Here is an 18,305-nt window from a genome sequence, read left to right as displayed (position 1 = left end):
GCTCAAAGGGCCAAGCGCTGCAGGGCCGCCCGAGCTTCGTTGCGATGGGCTGAGCCATCCAGCAGGTTGTTAAACACGTGACGGATCACCCCTTCACCATCAATCACATAAGTGACCCGGCCTGGCAGCAAGCCGAGCACACTTGGCACCCCGAAGGCCTTGCGCAGCGAGTTGCCCCCATCCACCAATAGGGGGAATGGCAGGTTGTGGCGGCTTGCAAAGCGTTGGTGGCTGGCCAGATCATCACCGCTGACACCCCACACCTCAGCCCCCAGAGCCTGGAGATCGGCGTAGCTGTCGCGGAAGGCGCAGGCCTCAGCCGTGCAGCCTGGGGTGTCGTCTTTTGGATAGAAGAACAGCACCAATGCCTTGCCGGCTAGCTGATCGCTGCGACGCTCGCTGCCGGTGTGATCGCTGAGGGCTACGAGGGGGGCTCGATCTCCGGCGGTTAAGCCCATATCAGCAAAAACGAAATTGGTTTTTTAACCCTAGGCAGTTGCCCCTGGTTGCCGCCACAGTGAACTGGGACGATGGATTTAGCAGAGCAGGCAGACGTGACTGGCCCGATCGAGGAACAGCCCAGCCTCTGGCAGCAAAGCGACCTGCTCAGCTTTGTGCCAACACGGTCCCAGCTACCGCCGACCACCCTGCTGGTCCTTGACACAGAGACCACGGGACTTGACCCAGCATCAGCCCAGTGCATTGAGGTAGGAGCCGTTCTGTTTCACGTGCCCCGTCGGTCGGTATTGAGCCAGGTTTCCTTTTTGCTGCCGGCGGCGGAGAACCCAGCAGAACATGTCAACGGCATAGCTGCAATGGTGACCCGCCTATCCCAGCCCTGGCAGGCGGGCCTCCAGCATTTCCAGGCCCTGCTGGAGGTGGCCGACGCTGTGCTCGCCCACAACGCTGCTTTTGATGCCCAATGGTTTGGCAAAAAACCGCTGCCTTCAATTGAAAAGCCCTGGATCTGCTCGATGGATGACATCGAGTGGCCGCCAGAGCGGCACCTGCGGTCGGCCCCTTCGGTACGAGATCTGGCCCTGGCCTACGGGGTTCCAGTGTGGGCTGCCCATCGGGCCCTCACCGATTGCACCTACCTCGTTCAGGTGTTGGAGCGCTGCTCCGATCTGGAGGCCCTACTCGTGGCAGCACTAGAGCCCAGGCTGCTCTACCGGGCCAATCTCCCCTATGCCGAACGACATAAGGCCAAACAGGCAGGCTTTCGCTGGAATGAGCCGGTGCGGGGTGCCTGGAGCCGCCGGCTCAGCAAGCGCCAAGCCGAGTCTTTACCTTTCCTGGTGCAGCGGGTGGAGGCCGATTCGGTGGCAGCTTGAGCCCAAAACTGGGACTTGTGATACGTAAAGCTTTTGTTCCAATCTCTGAAGCCGAACGGCACCTTCACCCCATTTGGCCGTGGCCTCCGCAGGCTGGATTGATATTTGCCATGGATCCCATGGCTGGTCGAATGCCGCAGCAACGGCTGCTCCGCTGGCAGGCAGTGCGCACTTGGGCGCGGCTGATTCAAGAGGCGGAGGGGCTATGGCGGGTCGACGTGCGCGATATACGCCGGCTAGCGGCCCAGGAGCTGGGCCAGTTGCTGCAGGAGGTGCCGCCACGGTTGCGACCTCGCGTCAACCTTTGGCTGGAACGCCTCCGGGTGAGCACCCGGCTTGAGTGAACGACTGGCGGCAAAAAAACCGGCTGGGGAAGCCGGCAAAAAAAGAAATCACCAAAAATGGTGGACGGTTAAAAATCGGAGCGACAGGATTTGAACCTGCGACCCCCACTACCCCAAAGTGGTGCGCTACCAAGCTGCGCTACGCCCCGGCAGGTTGAAACTACCACAGCGCTTTGCGCTGTTTCAGCCGTCGGATAAGCCGCACGGTGAGTCGCTCTCGCCCCAGAACCGCGTACCCGGGAATTCGCAGGCGACTGGCCAGCTGCCTCAGTTCACCGACCCCGAGACTAGCTAGCCGCAACTCGGGCAATCGGCTCCATACGGCTGAGGCTGCAGGCAGGTCGGAACCCTTGCGGTTGGCCGAGAAACTCAGCAGGGCCCCACCAGCCATCCATTCCGGCACCAGCACAAACAACACCGCCAGCAACCCGTAAAGCTCTACCAGCCCCTTGGGCAGCGGATGCAGGGGGCGATTGCGAGGCTTGGGAACGAGCTTGCTCATAGCAAGTGGGGCTTGGGATCGCTCGGCCAGCCAGATGGCTGGCTGGAAGGTCTATCTCGCCATTGGAGCTGGGGCTCGGGCCGCGGATTCAGCTTGACGCTCCAGAAAATCAGGGAAAAACAGAGTCCCAGGGTGATCAACACCCCGAGAATCACGACTCGATCGGGTAAAGGAGTCACAGGAACTGGCTCCTCATACTTGCTCTGTGCGTAAGCACTCCAACCGCAAGAATTGTTGCTCCATGATCAGCACATCTCCCCTGAGGATCAGCGTTAGCTGCTCGTTGCTGTAGCGAATGCCTGGCAATTCTGAAGCCACGCGAAATAGGGTGGATCGGAAGCGGCCAGCCAGGAGTGAGGCCTGGGCGTCATTGCGCTCCAGGATGACCCGGCGCTGATCGGGGCAGATGAACTTTTCAGTGATGCCGTAGTCCTCCCACCAGGGCGACCCCATGGAGAGCAGGGCAAGGGCAAGCAGCGGCAGAAACATGGTCAGGCCAGCTGAATAGGGTCATTGTCACCCCGCAAAATGCAGTGGGCCACTGACCAGTCGTAAGAAGACCACACACGTGGGTCGAGCTTGTAGGACGCACCCGCAAAATTTGCGAGCCTCTGGCCAGTCGGCTGGGCCGAGCAGTAGGGGCGACTACCTGGCTTGGCTAAATATTGCTGGTGATATGGCTCGGCAAACCAAAGGGTTTGGTTGCTGCGCAGCTCCGTGGTGATCGCCCCAAAGCCGGCGCTGGTCAGAAGGGCCTGATATGCGTCACGGCTAGCTTCTGCCTGGGTCAGCAGGCCTGGATCCTCTACATAGATGACCGAGCGATACTGACTGCCTCGGTCATTGCCCTGGCGATCCCCCTGGGTGGGGTTGTGGCATTCCCAAAACAACTTGAGTAGATCACTGAAATCGATCAGGGATTTATCCCAGACCACCCGCACGACCTCACTGTGGCCGGTGCGGCCGGAGCACACCTGGTCGTAGCTGGGGTCCTGAAGCGAGCCCCCGGCATAGCCCACAGCCGTGGTGAATACTCCAGGCAGGCGCCAAAAGCCCTTTTCTGCTCCCCAGAAACAACCACACCCAAAAAATGCTTCCGCCTGACCGGCTTTTGGGGCCATGTCAATCGGAGTGCCCAGCACAGCATGGGGGCTTTGGGCCTGAGGAGTGCTCTGAAACAGCCCGAACACGCTGGTAATCGCAGTTAATTTCGAGCCTAGGCAGTCCCTTTAGATGCTGCGTCGGGCTCAAAGGCGATGTGATTTAACAGGGTGGTGGTGAAGACGAATAGCAGAAATGGCAATGATAGAACCAGGATCAGACCCACACCCACCAGCGCAAAAATCGGCTTGCTAGTTCCCATCAAGGCCAGTCCGGCCGCCAGGCTGGCAAATATCACCAGCATCCAGATCAGGATCTGGCCGTAAATGTCGCCGAAAGTCAGGGTGCAGCGCAGCCGATAGGGCAAGCCGGAAAACGGGGCAACTGGCTCCATGGGTGCTCCTGGACGGGGAACGCGAGAGGCGACACCTCCCACCTAAGCCCAATCCGGGTCGCTTGTCTGAACAGCTCAACAAGTGTTGAGATCAGCCGGCTGCCTTCAGTTGTTCAGTTGCCTGTTCTCGGTCCCAGAGTCGCTGGTAAGTTCCGCGCACAGCCAGCAGCTCGCTGTGGTGCCCTTGCTGGACAAGCCGCCCCTCCTCAAGCACCAAAACACGATCACAGGCGGCTGCGGCCGAGAGTTGGTGGCTGATCATCAGCACCGTGCGACCCAGTCCTTGCATATTCGACTGGGCGTTGGCCTGCTCGCGGCGAATTGTGCGCAGGATTTCAGCTGCGGTGGTGTTGTCGACGCTGGCTAGGGCGTCGTCCAGTACCAATAGCGGGGTACGTACTAGCAGGGCCCTTCCCAGGGCCGTGCGCTGGCGCTGGCCGCCGCTAAGGGTGATGCCCCGCTCCCCGACCAGGGTCTGGTAACCATCGGGGAATCCCTTGATATCACCTTCAAGCCTGGCCTGGCGAGCAGCCATCTCTACCCGCTCCAACGGCGCATCGGGCTCGCCGTAGCGCAGGTTGTCGGCAAGGCTCGCGGTGAACAGATAGCCCTCCTGTGGTACTAGCCCCACCCGGGCCCGCAGCTCAGCTAATTCCAGGTCAGTGATATCGACTCCATCCAACCAGAGCTGGCCCGGATCTACCTCCACCATGCGGCCAAGGGCCCGGGCCAGGGTCGTTTTGCCGCAGCCCACGGGTCCCACCACCGCTACCAGCTCACCAGGGTTGAGCTCAAAACTGACATCCACCAACGCTGGTCGGGGAGCGTTTGGGTACCGCACCGTGAGGCCCCGGGCCTCAACAGCCCCCTGGCTGGGCAAGGCAGGGGGGGTTGGTGAAACTGGCGAAATGATCAAGGGGCGGCGTCTCAACAGCTCTTCTACCCGCTCCAGGCTCACCTGACCTGTCTGAAAGGTATTGAGGGTGAAGCCCAGCAGAGCGGTGGGGAACACCAGCCGCTCCACAAACAAAATTAAAGCAACAAGGTCGCCGATGCTGAGGCGTCCGCTTTCTAGTTGGCCACTGCCCAAAGCAAGCAGCAGCAGGCTGATTGAGGAGATGCCTTCCAGCAGCGGGAACAGGGTGCTGCGGGTGCGGGCCAAATTCAGGGCGGCATCTCGGTAGATGCGGTTGCGACCCGCAAAGGCGGCCTGTTCGGTGCTCTCCTGGCCGTAAATCTTGATGGCGCTGATCCCGGAAAGGTCCTCCTGGATCAAGTCGCTCAGCGAGGCCAGAGCCTCCTGTTGGCGGCGTTGCTGGCGCATCATGCGACCGCCAAACAGACGCACCACCATCAACATCAGCGGATAGAGCCCAATCGCCGCCAGGGTCAACCAGGCGTCGATTGAGAGCATTGCCGGAAGCGTCAGGGCGTAAGCAAGCACCGTGTTGGTGAGGCTGAGCACGGCGAAGCCCAGCAGCTTGCGCACGTTCTCAACATCGGAGGTGGCCCGGCTGATCACTTCGCCGCTGCCGGTGGTTTGCACCCAGCCAGGCTCCTGCTTAAGCAGGTGATCAAAAATCTGTTGCTTTAGGTCTGCCTCCACTTGGCGCCCCACGCCAAACACCAACATTCGGGAATAGAGCCGTGCCGCGCCCATCATCGTCGCCAGGGCGACGATCAGGGCCGCTTGAGTCAGCACGTCTTGGAGAGCGAAACCATCCTGGAGGTCATCGATTACCCGACGCACCAATAGGGGGATTGAGACGCTCAGCAGGTTCACCACCACAAGGGCGGCGACGCCAACCATCACCACCTTGCGATGGGGCCGCAGATAGCGAAGGATCAGATCCAGCCGAATGGCTCCCATCAGGGGCCGGGTGCACAGGTGCCACCAACCTAGGGAGCTGCTTTTCCGGCAGGCTGGCTTCAGCAACGGCTCCGCCATGGCTTCCGATCCGTCCAAATCCAGCAGCGGCGACCAAAGCCATCCGCTTTATGCCACTGACAGGGATGTGGTGGATCGGCTACTTGCTGCCGAGGTGCCAGCCGACGCAAACCTGGTTGATGCAGCCCGCTTATTGATGAGATATGAGGCCTTTCCTGGTGCCCGTGATCTCAGCTCCGATCTAGCCAAGGCCCTGCGCCTGTGGGGCATGAGCCGGAATGATTTGCACAGCCGCACCAAGGCGATCTGGGCTAAGGGTTACCGGCCTGCACCGGCGGCGAGTGAGGCGGTGGGCTCAAGCTTCGATACCGCGGACCAGGAGCAGAGCTGACAACTCACCAGGGCAGCCATCGCCATTTACCCCTTCTTCGGGTGATAGTGGGGAAGTCCCCATCACCCGGCCCGGAGTGCTTTGCACCCGGGCTTTTTTCTAGCTATGGCCATTGTTCAGTCCTGGCCAGCCCTGTTGGACCAGCTGCTTAATGGCGAATCGCTGTCCACTCAACAGGCCACCTCGCTAATGCAGGGCTGGCTGGCTGAACAGATCGATCCAGTTCTCACCGGGGGACTGCTTGCCGCCCTGCGGGCTAAGGGAGTAAGCGGTGAGGAGTTGGCGGCCATGGCAGAGGTGTTGCGCCAGGCCTGTCCGCTGCCAGCTGCCCGTCCCTGCCTAGCTCTTGTTGATACCTGCGGTACCGGAGGCGATGGGGCCGACAGCTTCAATATTTCAACGGCCGTAGCGTTTGTTGCGGCTGCCTGCGGCGCCCGTGTGGCCAAACATGGCAATCGCAGCGCCAGTGGTCGGGTGGGCTCCGCCGATGTGCTCGAGGCCGCCGGCATTCACCTTCAGGCCCCACCAGAGCAGGTGATCGCTGCCCTACCCATCGCGGGAGTCACCTTTTTGTTTGCTCCTGGCTGGCATCCAGCTCTCGTGGGACTGGCACCGCTGCGCCGCAGCCTGGGGGTCCGGACTGTTTTTAATCTGCTCGGCCCACTGGTGAATCCGCTGCGGCCTGAGGCCCAGGTGCTCGGGGTGGCCCGGCCTGATCTGCTCGATCCGATGGCTGAGGCACTGGCACGAATGGGGCTGCGTCGGGCAGTGGTGGTGCATGGCCACGGCGGCCTTGATGAGGCCTCCCTGGCGGGTATTAACTCGCTGCGTCTGGTGGAGTCTGGAGTTGTGCGTAGCGACCAGCTTGATCCGGAGAGCCTGGGACTGCAGCTGGCCCCGATCACCGATCTGGCGGGTGGAGATCTCGCCACCAATAAAGCCATCCTCGAAGCTGTGCTCCAGGGCCGAGGTAGCCGCGCCCAGACTGATGTGGTTGCCCTAAACGCGGCTCTGGTGCTCTGGGCCGCTGGCCTAACCGACTCGGTCGCCGCTGGGGTGAGTCAGGCCCAGCAGGCCCTGGCCAGTGGAGCTGGCTGGCAAGCTCTGGAGCGGCTGCGCGACGCCCTGCCAGCCCCCCTTGCGGGATGATCGAATCAACTGCCCTCAACCCGTGAGCGAGTTCGCTGCCACTGCCTTGCTGGTGTTGGCCGACGGCACCGTGCTTCGGGGTGAGGCCTTTGGGGCCCGGGGCACGGCCATCGGAGAAGTGGTATTCAACACCGGTATGACCGGCTATCAGGAGGTCATGACCGACCCGAGTTACTCCGGGCAGTTGGTCACCTTCACCTACCCAGAACTTGGCAACACCGGGGTTAACGACGCTGACCAAGAAGCGGATTGTCCCCATGTGCGGGGGGTGATTGCCCGCCAGCTTTCACCTCGCCCCAGCAGCTGGCGCTCGCAAGGGGACTTGGACAGCTGGCTGCTCCGCCACGGAGTAGTTGGGATTCGCGCTGTAGATACGCGAGCACTGGTGCGTCATTTGCGTGATGGCGGCGCCATCAATGGCGCGATCTGTAGCGACAGCACCTCGGCGGTGGCCCTTCTTGATCAGGTGCGTTCGGCTCCTTCGATGCAGGGCCTCAATCTGGCGGCGCTGGTGTCCACCCCAGAGCCTTATCGCTGGAATCAAGCCTGCGGGGCGGCCTTCGATGCCCGTCTTCAGCCCCAGCCCGATCGCCCCTACAAGGTGGTGGCGATCGATTTCGGCATCAAGCGGGCGATCCTTGAGCGCCTTACTGCCCACGGCTGCGAGGTGACCGTGCTCCCCGCTGCTGCCAGCTTGGAGCAAGTGCTCAGTCACAAGCCCGAGGGAGTGTTTCTGTCCAATGGACCTGGCGATCCGGCCGCCGTTAGCAGTGGCATCGAGCTCGCAAAAGGCCTAATTGCCCAGCCCGATCTGCCCCTGTTTGGCATCTGCCTAGGACACCAGATCCTGGGGCTAGCCCTCGGCGGCACAACTTTTAAGCTGGGTTTCGGCCACCGCGGCCTGAACCACCCTTGCGGTAGCCCTGGTCTGGTGGAGATCACCAGCCAAAACCATGGCTTTGCCCTAGACCCAGACAGCTTGCCCCTAGACCGGGTGCGGGTGACCCACAGCAATCTCAACGACCACACCGTGGCCGCTATTGAGATGCTTAGGGCTCCAGCGTTTGGCATCCAGTACCACCCGGAGGCAAGTCCCGGTCCCCACGATGCCGATCATCACTTTGCTCGCTTCACGGCCCTGATGGCCAGCCGCCGCTGACGCACTTTTGTTGCGTCTTCTGCAACGGCAAATTTGCTCCCTACACTTCGCCCCAGAACAGATCGAGGACTGGAGCCATCAACGACCTGCAGCGATTGACGGTGTCCCTGCGAGGGGGCTTCGAGCAGCAGGCTCACTGCCAGCTGTTCCGCTTCACTGGCCAACTAGATGCCTACTCCGACAAACAGTTTGGGGAATTTGTGGCCTCTCATCGCGGCATTGGTCGGCCAGTGGTGATCGATCTCAGCCACATCGACTTCCTCGACTCTTCCGGTCTTGGCGCTCTAGTGCAGCTTGCCAAGCAGTGCAACACCGATCGGCAGAAGTTTTTGGTGGTGGGTAATGCCCGGGTTGTACAAACGGTGAAGCTGGTACGCCTGGAAGAATTTCTGCACCTGCAGCCCGACCTCGACACAGCTCTTGGCAACCTCCCCGCCTGAGCCCCTGAAGGCCAGCCAGCCGGCTTCGAGTTGGCTGGCTGGCCTTGCTCCCCATCCGCCCCAAGCCGAGCTAGGGCCCCTGCAGCTGGCCTGGCTAGGTGATGCGGTCTGGGAGCTTCATCACCGCCTGCAGCGCTGCCAGCGTCCAGGCCGCTCCCACACCCTGCACCAAGAAGTTGTTCAGGTGGTGCGCGCAGATGCCCAGGCCCTTGCTCTGGAGAGGCTTGACCAACAGCTCAGTGATGCCGAACGCGATCTGGTGCGCCGGGGCCGCAATCGGGCTGGCCGGGGGCCCCGGCGGGGGGACGCGGCGGCATATGGACAGGCCACTGGCCTTGAGGCCCTGCTCGGTTGGTTGTTTCTCCACGAGCCTGCCCGGTTAGCCGAACTGCTAGATCACTTGAAGGAGAACGATCCATAACCTGCAGACATCGCCATGAGCCCACGATTTGAGCGTCGTCCCGAGAAGCGCGCGGGAAGCGGCGGCCGCGGGGCTGGCCGCCCAAGCCGCTTCAGCGGTCCCAAGCCGGAATGGCGCCGCGAGGGAGCTGGTGAAGGCCGGGAGGGGCCTAAGGAAAGGGACGCCCGGCGCGAGCCCGGGGCAGGCCCCGTTCCAAGGGGTGTATCCCGCTTCCAGCCCCGCCGAGAAGCATCAACCGATCGCCCCAGCAGTCGCGGCGAGCGCCGACCTTTTGAACGGCGCGGCGACAGCGAGCGTCCCTACAGCGACCGCCGGCCAGAGCGCTTTTCCGGAGATCGTCCGTCCTTCGACCGTCCGCCTGCTCCCCGTTTTTCTAGCGACCGCTCTGGCTCCGATAGCAAGCCTTACGAACGGCGACCAGGGGGCCGCTTTGAAGGTCGTCCCCAGGGCCGCCGTCCCGACTCAGGTCGCCCTGATGGCCGTCGCTTTGAAGGGGGTGGTAGAGCAGATGGTCGACGTTTCGACGGAGGCGGCCGCCCCACGCCTGGCAGGTTCGCTGCCAAGCCTCTGATCGTCGATGCCGATAGCCTGCCCCCCAGTGGTGATGCGGAGCGCCACAGCGTCGATCCCAGTACCGACCTGATCTGGGGTCGCCACCCAGCTCAAGCTGCTCTGGAGAGCGGTCGCCCGATTCACCGGGTCTGGTGCACGCCGGAAATTCGCTTTAGTCCGAAGTTTCTACAGCTGCTGCGCGAGGCCAAATCCTCGGGAGTGCTGGTGGAGGAAGTCACCTGGGCGCGCCTGGGTCAGCTCACTGGTGGTGCTGTGCACCAAGGCATCACCCTGCAGACAGCAGCGGCCGAGACTCTCGATCTGCCGACCCTGATGGAGGGCTGCGCCACCATTGGCGAGCCGGCCTTGCTAATGGCGGTAGACGGTCTCACCGATCCCCAGAACCTCGGCGCGATTGTGCGCAGCGCCGAAGCCCTAGGCGCCCATGGCCTGGTTTTGCCCCAGCGCCGCAGCGCTGGCCTTACTGGCTCGGTGGCCAAGGTGGCTGCCGGTGCCCTTGAACATCTGCCCGTAGCCCGTGTGGTGAATCTCAATCGCGCCCTCGACACCCTCAAACAGGAGGGCTATCGGGTCGTGGGTTTGGCAACCGAGGGCACAGTCAGCCTGGAGGAAGCCGATCTGGCAGGGCCCCTTGTGATTGTTACCGGCTCTGAGGGTGATGGCCTATCCATGCTCACGCGCCGCAACTGCGACCAGCTGGTGCGCATCCCCCTGCGTGGTGCCACACCCAGCCTGAATGCCTCTGTGGCTACAGCCCTGTTGCTCTATGAGGTCGCTCGGCGGGGCTGGATGAAGGGTTTGAGCGGCTCCCAGCCCGCTCCACGTCTGGTGCGCCCCCAGCTGCCCGCTCCAGCCGCCAGCCTCGATTTAGGCGAGGCGACCCAGGCTATCGAGGAGAGCAATTCATTCTCCGAAAAGATTTCTCCAAACCAGGCAGACGCCTCCCTCGAGCCCCTGCTTGAGCTTGAGCCCCTGCTTGAGCGTGGGCTTGAGCCAGATGAACTAACAGAGGAACTGGCAGAGGTAGTGGCTGAGGAGCTGTGTGCATCAGTGGATTCGCCGGAGCCGGAATCGGGGATTGAGCTCGGTTTCGACCCGTCCAGCAAGTCAGGTTTCCTTGGGGACATTCAGCTGTGACTCTGCACATGGGGCCCGGTACCGTCGCCGGGCAGAATGTTCAACTTGCTGACCCCGCCTGATGAATTCCCTGCTGTGGCCAGTGCGCAGCTGCGCTAACGCTCTGGGCCTGGCCTGGTGGGCACGGGTTGAAACCCACTCCCCAAACGCTGTCTATTGGTTTGGCCCTTTCGTGCGTCGCGGCACGCTTGAAACCCATCTGCCGGCATTCCTGAACGACCTCCGGACCGAGTCTCCCGGTTCCCTGGATCACCAGTTGCTGCGCACCCGTCGGGGGGAACCACTCACCGAGCTCGACTGAGGGGTCTTGGCCGTTGCCGCTGACTGATAGCGTCCAATTCAACTGGCCATAGGGTTGATGGGGATCGCTGATTCGCGCGAACAGGGAATTGCCGAATGGCGTCAACAACTGGAGAAGGGTGAGGTTTCAGCCCGTGAACTCACCGAACACCATCTTGCCCGCATCCAGGCGGTAGATCCCACTGTTCACGCCTATCTCGAGATAACTGCCGAGCGGGCCAGGGCAGATGCGGACCGTATCGACGCCCGCCGCGCCGCTGGAGAAGCTTTGCCACCCCTGGCAGGTATTCCGCTGGCGATCAAGGACAACCTCTGCACCAAGGGGGTTACCACCACCTGCTCCAGCCGCATGCTGGAGCACTTCGTGCCCCCCTACGAGAGCACTGTTACCGAACGCCTCTGGCAGGCTGGCGCTGTCCTGCTTGGCAAGACAAACCTCGATGAGTTCGCCATGGGCAGCTCCACCGAGACCTCAGCCTTCGGCCCCAGCCGCAACCCTTGGAATCCAGACAGGGTGCCTGGTGGTAGCTCCGGTGGCAGCGCCGCCGCAGTGGCAGCAGGCGAGTGCATCGCTGCCCTTGGCTCCGATACCGGCGGGTCGATTCGCCAGCCCGCCTCCTTCTGCGGGGTGGTGGGTTTGAAGCCCACCTATGGCCGCGTCAGCCGCTATGGCCTGGTTGCCTTTGCCAGCTCCCTCGACCAGGTGGGCCCTTTCACCAACTCGGTGGCGGATGCGGCCGAGCTGCTGCAGGTGATCGCCGGTGCGGATCCGCGCGATGCCACCTGCCTGCAGGCCCCCGTGCCCGATTACGTCGCCGCCCTTGACCAGCCTGTTGCTGGTTTGAGGGTGGGCATGGTGCGCGAGTGCTTCGAGGCTGAGGGCCTTGATCCCCAGGTGAAGACTGCGGTGCTGGCCGCTGCCGCCCAGCTGGAGGCCCTGGGCTGCGAGCTGGTGGATGTGAGCTGCCCCCGCTTCAACGACGGCATCGCCACCTACTACGTAATTGCGCCCTCGGAGGCCTCTGCAAACCTGGCCCGCTACGACGGTGTCAAATACGGCTACCGGGCTCCGGATGCCACCAGCCTGGCCGAGATGACTGCCCGCAGCCGGGCTGAGGGCTTTGGCGACGAGGTGCAGCGGCGCATCCTGATCGGCACCTACGCCCTCTCGGCCGGATATGTGGACGCTTACTACAAGAAAGCCCAGCAGGTGCGCACCTTGATTCGGCGTGATTTTGACCGGGCCTTTGAGGCGGTGGATGTGCTGCTCACCCCCACCTCACCCACCACGGCCTTTGGCTTTGGCGCCCACAGCGACGACCCCCTGGCCATGTACCTCGCCGACCTGCTCACGATCCCAGCAAACATGGCTGGCCTGCCTGCTATCAATGTGCCTTGCGGCTTTGATCTCGAGGGCCTGCCGATTGGCCTCCAGCTGATCACGGGGGTGCTTGAAGAGCCGCGCCTGCTTCAGGTGGCTCACCAATATGAACTGGCTGCCCAAGTGATGCAGGCTCGCCCTGTGGCCCCATTGGTGCCCTAGGCGCTGGCCCCAGATCTAGTGGTTTCGCCCTGGTACGGGGCGCAAATGACACTGGATCTTGCGTGGTCGCCTAGCTTGGGGAGGCTTCCGATGCCTTCCGGCTAGAGCTGCCCTTGGCCTTCGTTCCGCTCCACAACCACAGCGACTACAGCCTTCTAGACGGGGCGAGCCAGTTGCCGGCGATGGTGGATCGGGCTGTGGAGCTGGGCATGCCAGCCCTTGCACTCACCGACCACGGTGTGATGTATGGCGCCATCGAGCTGCTCAAGCTCTGCACCAAGGCCGGGATCAAGCCGATCATCGGCAACGAGATGTATGTCATCAATGGCTCCATTGATGACCCCCAGCAGAAAAAGGAGAAGCGCTACCACCTGGTGGTGCTGGCCAAGAACGCGGTCGGCTATCGCAACCTGGTGAAGCTCACCAGCATCAGCCACCTACGCGGCATGCGCGGCCGGGGCATCTTTGCCCGTGCCTGTATCGACAAGCAATTGTTGAGCCAGTACAGCGAAGGGTTAATCGTGGCAACTGCCTGCCTGGGAGGCGAAATTCCCCAGGCAATTTTGCAGGGCCGGCCCGATGCGGCGCGGGAGGTTGCCAGCTGGTATCAACGTACTTTTGGCGACGACTTCTACCTGGAGATCCAGGATCATGGCGGCATCGAAGATCGCATCGTCAACACCGGCATTGCCCGCATCGGTGCCGAGCTGGGCATTGAGTTGATCGCCACCAATGATGCCCATTACCTCAGTGCCAACGACGTAGAAGCCCACGACGCGCTGCTTTGCGTGCTTACGGGCAAGTTGATCAGCGACGTGAAACGCCTGCGCTACACGGGGACTGAATACATCAAGGGGGAGGCAGAGATGCTCTCCCTGTTCAATGACCATCTTCCTTCTGAGCTGATCGAGCGAGCAGTGGCCAACACGGCCAAGGTGGCCGAAAAGGTGGAGGCCTACGACATCCTCGGCCGCTATCAGATGCCCCGCTTCCCGATCCCGGCGGGGCACACAGCGGTGAGCTATCTCACTGAGGTGGCCGAGCAGGGTCTCCGGCAGCGTCTGCGCCTGGATAGTGGCGCTGGCTTCGAACCCCACTACGGCGATCGCCTCGCCTTTGAGCTCCAGGTAATGGAGCAGATGGGTTTTCCCACCTACTTCCTGGTGGTGTGGGACTACATCCGCTTTGCCCGAGACAACGGCATACCTGTGGGGCCGGGTCGTGGTTCAGCGGCGGGTTCCTTGGTGGCCTACGCCCTGGGGATCACCAACATTGATCCGGTTACCAATGGCTTGCTGTTTGAGCGATTCTTGAACCCAGAGCGCAAGTCGATGCCAGATATTGATACGGATTTCTGTATCGAGCGACGTGGAGAAGTTATCGACTACGTCACTAAGCGCTATGGCGAAGAGAAGGTGGCCCAGATCATCACCTTCAACCGTATGACTTCAAAAGCAGTGCTCAAGGATGTGGCCCGCGTACTCGATATTCCCTATGGCGATGCGGATCGCCTGGCCAAGTTGATCCCAGTGGTGCGAGGCAAACCTGCCAAGCTCAAGGAAATGATCGGAGCCGAATCACCGGCGCCAGAATTTCGCGAGAAATATGAAAAAGATCCAGTGGTACAGCGCTGGGTTGATATGGCAATGCGTATTGAGGGAACAAACAAGACCTTTGGCGTACACGCGGCTGGCGTGGTGATTGCGGCGGAGCCCCTTGATGAATTGGTCCCATTGCAGCGCAACAACGATGGCCAGGTGATTACTCAATACTTCATGGAAGATGTGGAGTCGATGGGTCTATTGAAAATGGACTTTCTCGGCCTCAAAAATCTCACAATGATCGATAAAACTGTCGATCTTGTGCAGCAATATAGTGGCGTTAAGGTTGTCCCAGATGATCTGCCTCTTAACGATGCAGGTACCTACGCCCTGCTTGCCCGTGGTGATCTGGAGGGCATCTTTCAGCTTGAATCAAGCGGCATGCGCCAGATTGTGCGCGATCTCAAGCCTTCATCACTTGAGGATATATCTTCTATTTTGGCCCTATACCGGCCCGGTCCGCTTGATGCAGGTCTGATCCCTAAATTCATTAATCGCAAGCACGGTCGTGAGGTAATTGATGTAGCCCACGAGAAGCTTGAGCCGATCCTTAAGGAGACTTACGGGATCATGGTTTACCAAGAGCAGATCATGAAGATCGCTCAGGAATTGGCGGGCTATTCCCTTGGCGAAGCAGACCTGCTGCGGCGGGCGATGGGTAAGAAGAAAAAGAGTGAGATGGAGAAACACCAGAGCCTTTTCGTGAGCGGTGCTACTGAACGTGGCGTCGAACCGCGAATAGCGGAGGCATTGTTTGAGCAGATGGTTCTATTTGCTGAATACTGTTTCAATAAGAGCCATTCCACCGCCTATGGCGCGGTGACCTATCAAACGGCGTATCTCAAAGCCCACTACCCAGTTGCCTACATGGCGGCGCTGCTCACCGTAAATTCCGGTGACTCAGCCAAGGTGCAGCGATATATCGCCAACTGCAATGCTATGGGTATCGAAGTGATGCCCCCCGATGTAAATGCTTCCGGCATCGATTTCACACCCGTTGGCGATCGAATTCTGTTTGGCCTTTCGGCCGTTCGCAATTTGGGTGATGGGGCGATTCGACAGTTGATTGAGGCTCGCTCTGGCGATGGTCGTTTCAACTCCCTGGCCGAGCTATGCGATCGGATTCCTGGTCAGCAGCTCAACCGCCGCGCCTTGGAGGCCCTGATCCATTCAGGAGCACTTGATGCCCTCGAGCCTCTGGGCAATCGCGCCCAATTGATGGCGGATCTGGATCTGGTGATCGACTGGGCCAGCTCCCGCGCCAAGGATCGGGCCAGCGGTCAGGGCAACCTCTTTGATTTGTTTGGCGCCAGCGCCGCAGCCGATTCTGCTGGGGGTTCCGTTGCCACCGGCCTGGCCGATATCAGCACCGCCCCCAAAGCGGCTCCGGTGCGCGACTATCCCCCAACCGAAAAACTACGCCTGGAAAAGGAGTTGGTGGGCTTTTACTTATCAGACCATCCCCTCAAACAGTTGGCCCAGCAGGTGAAGTTGCTATCGCCGGTGGCTCTGGGCAATCTCGAGGAGATGGCCGACAAGGCCAAGGTGAGTGCAATTGTGATGGTGCCTGAGCTGCGTCAGGTGAACACCCGCAAGGGCGACCGGATGGCCGTGCTTCAGCTTGAGGATCTAACCGGCAGCTGTGAGGCGGTCGTTTTTCCTAAAAGCTATGCCCGTTTAGCCGACCACCTAATGGTGGATGCGCGCTTGCTGGTGTGGGCTTCGGTGGATCGCCGCGATGATCGGGTGCAATTAATTGTCGAGGACTGCCGCTCCATTGACGATCTGCAGTTGTTGATGGTCGATTTACCCGCCGATCAGGCCGCCGACATCGCCATTCAGCACCGCCTGCGCGAGTGCCTACATCGTCACAAGCCACCTCAGGACGAGGCTGGCCTGCGAGTGCCTGTGGTGGCCCTGGTTCGTCAGGCGGGCCAGACCCGCTTTGTGCGGCTTGGCCCCCAATTCTGCGTAGGCGATGTGGGCGCTGCCCTTGATACCCTCATCGCTGCCGATTTTCAGGCCCGCATCAGCTCATCGCTCTTGGCGGCCTGAGCTGGTTGGCTGATTACCCGCACCATTGCGCATAGCCTTAACCGAGCTGCGCAAGCGACTGATGTTGAGTCCAATCTGCTCGCTGCCAAGCAAGCTGCCTGGCTTCTCTTCCCAGCTGGCGGAAAGCACACCGAAGCTCAAGCCCAGCAGCCCTAGAAAAAAACATCCACCCGATGCCGCCAAGGTGGCACTGGGTGGAACGTCGAAGATTTGGCGGCTGACTAATAAGTAGCTGCCAATAAATACGCCCATGCCCATCAAAGTGGGAATGCCGGTGCCGATTGCAATTCGGCGCGCCATGCGATTGGCAACCGCGTCAGGGATTACCTGCTGGCTGGGGCCGGAACGCCGGGTCGGTTTTGGGTTGCCCTTGCCCGATTGGGCGCGACCCTGCATTCCCTTTCCGGCCATGGCTGCCTCGATCAGCCCCGGATGCCGAGCTTGGCAATCAAAGCGCTGTAACGCTCCTTGCTGATGCCATTTAGATAACCAAGCAGGCGCTTACGGCGTCCGATCATCTTCAGCAGGCCTTGGCGCGAAGAAAAATCGTGCTTGTTTTTCTGCAGATGGCCGGTCAGCTGGCTGACCCGCTCACTGAGCATGGCCACCTGCACTTCCACCGATCCGGTGTCAGTGCCATGGGTCTGGTGACCGTTGATCAGTTCCTGCTTTTTAGTGGTGGTGAGCGGCATGGGCTGGGGAATAAAACGCAGGCTGGGCCCGGTTTGGGGACCTACGGTGCAAGCTCCCACCATACCTTCTGGCGGACATAGGTTTTGCCGTCTCAGTCCATTGGGCGGGATAGCCAGCGCAGGCACTCTCGGATCCAATCTTCTGCCCCGGCCGACTCCCCCATGCCGACAGCGGCTACGGCGCGCAGGGCGCGATGGATTTCAAGGGCTTCGTAGCCCAGGGCAGCCAGGGTTAGCTGCACTTCATCACGGCCTTCTGCCGGCAGCAGGGGGCCGTCTGCCAGCGAATCCGGATCGCCGTGGTTATCCAGTTGCCCCAGAAACCGCTGTTGCAGTTTGGTGCGCAGCTCGACAGCCAAGCGCTCGGCGGTGCGCTTGCCCACCCCGGGCGCCTGGCAGAGCCGGCGTAGATCGGTTTGCACGATGGCCTGTACCAACTCCCTGGGATCCATCACTCCCAGCAATCCCAGGCCCATTTGGGGCCCTACGCCGCTTACGGCAACCAATTCCCGAAACAGATCCCTTTCGTGGCGCTCACCAAAGCCGTAGAGAATCCAGGCGTCGTCGCGGATTGCCAGGTGAATGTGCAGCCCCAGAGCACTGCCCTCCACCGGCAGCTGCTGCCATTGACGCTGGCTCACCTGAACCTCGTACCCCACCCCCTGACACACCAGCAGCAGGCCGTAGCGCTTGTCCTGCTGCCAGGGATGGTTGAGTTGCCCTTGCAGCCAGCCGATCATGGAGTCAGTAATAGGTTCCCCATCGTGCCCGCCGTGTTCAGCCGTGCCCAGCCCCTGCTGCTTCGCCGGTTGAGCGCCTGCTTGCTGCCACTGCTGTTGATGGTTTGCCTAGTGCTCACCGGTTGCAGTACTGCCGCTCAGCCGCCGCGGTCGGTGTTGTTGCAGGCCCTTGAGTTGCAGATTCAGCTCACCCAGGGCGCCATCGCTGATGCCCTGGCCCTAGATGCAGGCGGCATGCCGGAGGTGAGTCGGGTGCGGGTGGCTCAGCAGCAGCCGATCGGGATCGGTGAGGCCAAGGGGCTGCGGCTGCAGGGCCAGTTCGACTGGCGCCTCTCTGGCGATCCGATCCGGGTGGACAGTCCCTTTGAGCTCTTCCTGCAGCGGGGCGAGCGCGGGCAAAGCTGGCGTTTGGCCCGCCCCGTTGGTCCTGCCGCATCTGCCGGCGCTGACGGGGCTGGGGGTGACGGCCAGCAGACCTGGATCACCGACCCGCTACCACTCAAGGCAAGGGGCTGATCGGCATGACTTAAAGGATGGATAC

21 protein-coding genes and 1 tRNA gene are annotated in these 18,305 nt (G+C 61.4%); 12 read left to right on the top strand and 10 right to left on the bottom strand.

Annotated elements, in window-relative coordinates; all coding sequences use genetic code 11:
* Nucleotides 1–2 precede the first annotated feature (2 nt).
* Nucleotides 3–458 carry a peroxiredoxin gene (locus AC01FP_RS06055; protein ID WP_474478886.1) on the bottom strand — a complete coding sequence of 152 codons (456 nt, stop codon included), beginning with the start codon at nucleotides 456–458 and terminating at the stop codon, nucleotides 3–5.
* Between the two features lie 96 nt (nucleotides 459–554).
* On the opposite strand from AC01FP_RS06055, the gene AC01FP_RS06050 reads away from it, so the two are divergent.
* Complete coding sequence (locus tag AC01FP_RS06050) at nucleotides 555–1,334, top strand: 3'-5' exonuclease (protein WP_474478885.1); 780 nt, start codon at nucleotides 555–557, stop codon at nucleotides 1,332–1,334.
* Nucleotides 1,335–1,444: 110 nt separating this feature from the next.
* On the top strand, nucleotides 1,445–1,678 hold the full coding sequence (locus AC01FP_RS06045; protein ID WP_474478884.1) for a hypothetical protein: 234 nt from the start codon (nucleotides 1,445–1,447) through the stop codon (nucleotides 1,676–1,678).
* 75 nt (nucleotides 1,679–1,753) lie between these two features.
* On the opposite strand, the gene AC01FP_RS06040 is transcribed toward AC01FP_RS06045, so the two are convergent.
* The 6 genes from AC01FP_RS06040 to AC01FP_RS06015 all read right to left on the bottom strand — a co-directional run bounded on the left by AC01FP_RS06040 (nucleotide 1,754) and on the right by AC01FP_RS06015 (nucleotide 5,545).
* Nucleotides 1,754–1,827 (bottom strand) — tRNA-Pro (locus tag AC01FP_RS06040).
* A gap of 11 nt (nucleotides 1,828–1,838) precedes the next feature.
* Nucleotides 1,839–2,180 carry a hypothetical protein gene (locus AC01FP_RS06035; protein ID WP_474478882.1) on the bottom strand — a complete coding sequence of 114 codons (342 nt, stop codon included), beginning with the start codon at nucleotides 2,178–2,180 and terminating at the stop codon, nucleotides 1,839–1,841.
* A gap of 192 nt (nucleotides 2,181–2,372) precedes the next feature.
* Nucleotides 2,373–2,669 (bottom strand): hypothetical protein, encoded by a 297-nt coding sequence (locus tag AC01FP_RS06030; protein ID WP_474478880.1) that lies wholly within the window; start codon nucleotides 2,667–2,669, stop codon nucleotides 2,373–2,375.
* Between the two features lie 2 nt (nucleotides 2,670–2,671).
* Nucleotides 2,672–3,301: a peptide-methionine (S)-S-oxide reductase MsrA gene (gene msrA / locus AC01FP_RS06025; RefSeq protein ID WP_474478879.1), complete on the bottom strand. Its 630-nt coding sequence runs from the start codon at nucleotides 3,299–3,301 to the stop codon at nucleotides 2,672–2,674.
* Between the two features lie 95 nt (nucleotides 3,302–3,396).
* Nucleotides 3,397–3,675, bottom strand: coding sequence for a hypothetical protein (locus AC01FP_RS06020; protein ID WP_474478878.1), 279 nt, complete (start codon nucleotides 3,673–3,675; stop codon nucleotides 3,397–3,399).
* Between the two features lie 91 nt (nucleotides 3,676–3,766).
* Nucleotides 3,767–5,545, bottom strand: a complete 1,779-nt coding sequence (locus tag AC01FP_RS06015) for an ABC transporter ATP-binding protein (protein WP_474478910.1) — start codon at nucleotides 5,543–5,545, stop codon at nucleotides 3,767–3,769.
* Between the two features lie 76 nt (nucleotides 5,546–5,621).
* Between AC01FP_RS06015 and AC01FP_RS06010 the strand changes: the two genes are divergently transcribed.
* The 9 genes from AC01FP_RS06010 to AC01FP_RS05970 all read left to right on the top strand — a co-directional run bounded on the left by AC01FP_RS06010 (nucleotide 5,622) and on the right by AC01FP_RS05970 (nucleotide 16,332).
* Nucleotides 5,622–5,954 carry a DUF3288 family protein gene (locus AC01FP_RS06010; protein WP_474478877.1) on the top strand — a complete coding sequence of 111 codons (333 nt, stop codon included), beginning with the start codon at nucleotides 5,622–5,624 and terminating at the stop codon, nucleotides 5,952–5,954.
* Nucleotides 5,955–6,059: 105 nt separating this feature from the next.
* Nucleotides 6,060–7,103: an anthranilate phosphoribosyltransferase gene (trpD, locus tag AC01FP_RS06005; RefSeq protein WP_474478876.1), complete on the top strand. Its 1,044-nt coding sequence runs from the start codon at nucleotides 6,060–6,062 to the stop codon at nucleotides 7,101–7,103.
* A 22-nt stretch (nucleotides 7,104–7,125) separates the two neighbouring features.
* Nucleotides 7,126–8,262, top strand: a complete 1,137-nt coding sequence (carA, locus tag AC01FP_RS06000) for a glutamine-hydrolyzing carbamoyl-phosphate synthase small subunit (RefSeq protein ID WP_474478875.1) — start codon at nucleotides 7,126–7,128, stop codon at nucleotides 8,260–8,262.
* Nucleotides 8,263–8,357: 95 nt separating this feature from the next.
* On the top strand, nucleotides 8,358–8,702 hold the full coding sequence (locus AC01FP_RS05995; RefSeq protein ID WP_474478873.1) for an STAS domain-containing protein: 345 nt from the start codon (nucleotides 8,358–8,360) through the stop codon (nucleotides 8,700–8,702).
* A 34-nt stretch (nucleotides 8,703–8,736) separates the two neighbouring features.
* A complete protein-coding gene (locus AC01FP_RS05990; RefSeq protein ID WP_474478908.1) occupies nucleotides 8,737–9,123 on the top strand; it encodes a ribonuclease III domain-containing protein in 387 nt (128 codons plus the stop codon).
* Nucleotides 9,124–9,138: 15 nt separating this feature from the next.
* Nucleotides 9,139–10,833: a 23S rRNA (guanosine(2251)-2'-O)-methyltransferase RlmB gene (gene rlmB, locus AC01FP_RS05985; RefSeq protein ID WP_474478872.1), complete on the top strand. Its 1,695-nt coding sequence runs from the start codon at nucleotides 9,139–9,141 to the stop codon at nucleotides 10,831–10,833.
* Between the two features lie 61 nt (nucleotides 10,834–10,894).
* Entirely contained in the window at nucleotides 10,895–11,134 is a 240-nt protein-coding gene (locus tag AC01FP_RS05980; protein WP_474478871.1) for a DUF1816 domain-containing protein, read from the top strand.
* 57 nt (nucleotides 11,135–11,191) lie between these two features.
* A complete protein-coding gene (gene gatA / locus AC01FP_RS05975; RefSeq protein WP_474478869.1) occupies nucleotides 11,192–12,676 on the top strand; it encodes an Asp-tRNA(Asn)/Glu-tRNA(Gln) amidotransferase subunit GatA in 1,485 nt (494 codons plus the stop codon).
* 113 nt (nucleotides 12,677–12,789) lie between these two features.
* Nucleotides 12,790–16,332: a DNA polymerase III subunit alpha gene (locus AC01FP_RS05970; RefSeq protein WP_474478868.1), complete on the top strand. Its 3,543-nt coding sequence runs from the start codon at nucleotides 12,790–12,792 to the stop codon at nucleotides 16,330–16,332.
* On the opposite strand, the gene AC01FP_RS05965 is transcribed toward AC01FP_RS05970, so the two are convergent.
* The 3 genes from AC01FP_RS05965 to ruvA form a co-directional block, all read right to left on the bottom strand.
* A complete protein-coding gene (locus AC01FP_RS05965; RefSeq protein ID WP_474478866.1) occupies nucleotides 16,312–16,743 on the bottom strand; it encodes a photosystem II biosynthesis protein in 432 nt (143 codons plus the stop codon). The genes AC01FP_RS05970 and AC01FP_RS05965 overlap by 21 nt on opposite strands.
* 11 nt (nucleotides 16,744–16,754) lie before the next feature.
* Nucleotides 16,755–17,024: a 30S ribosomal protein S15 gene (rpsO, locus tag AC01FP_RS05960; protein ID WP_106501986.1), complete on the bottom strand. Its 270-nt coding sequence runs from the start codon at nucleotides 17,022–17,024 to the stop codon at nucleotides 16,755–16,757.
* A 92-nt stretch (nucleotides 17,025–17,116) separates the two neighbouring features.
* Nucleotides 17,117–17,764 carry a Holliday junction branch migration protein RuvA gene (gene ruvA, locus AC01FP_RS05955; protein ID WP_474478865.1) on the bottom strand — a complete coding sequence of 216 codons (648 nt, stop codon included), beginning with the start codon at nucleotides 17,762–17,764 and terminating at the stop codon, nucleotides 17,117–17,119.
* 21 nt (nucleotides 17,765–17,785) lie between these two features.
* On the opposite strand from ruvA, the gene AC01FP_RS05950 reads away from it, so the two are divergent.
* Entirely contained in the window at nucleotides 17,786–18,280 is a 495-nt protein-coding gene (locus tag AC01FP_RS05950) for a hypothetical protein (RefSeq protein WP_474478906.1), read from the top strand.
* The last annotated feature ends 25 nt before the right edge of the window (nucleotides 18,281–18,305 follow it).

Source organism: Cyanobium sp. NIVA-CYA 375 (genome assembly GCF_056108345.1).
Note: the sequence above shows the minus strand (reverse complement) of the source record. Positions and strands in the feature narration are given on the sequence as shown.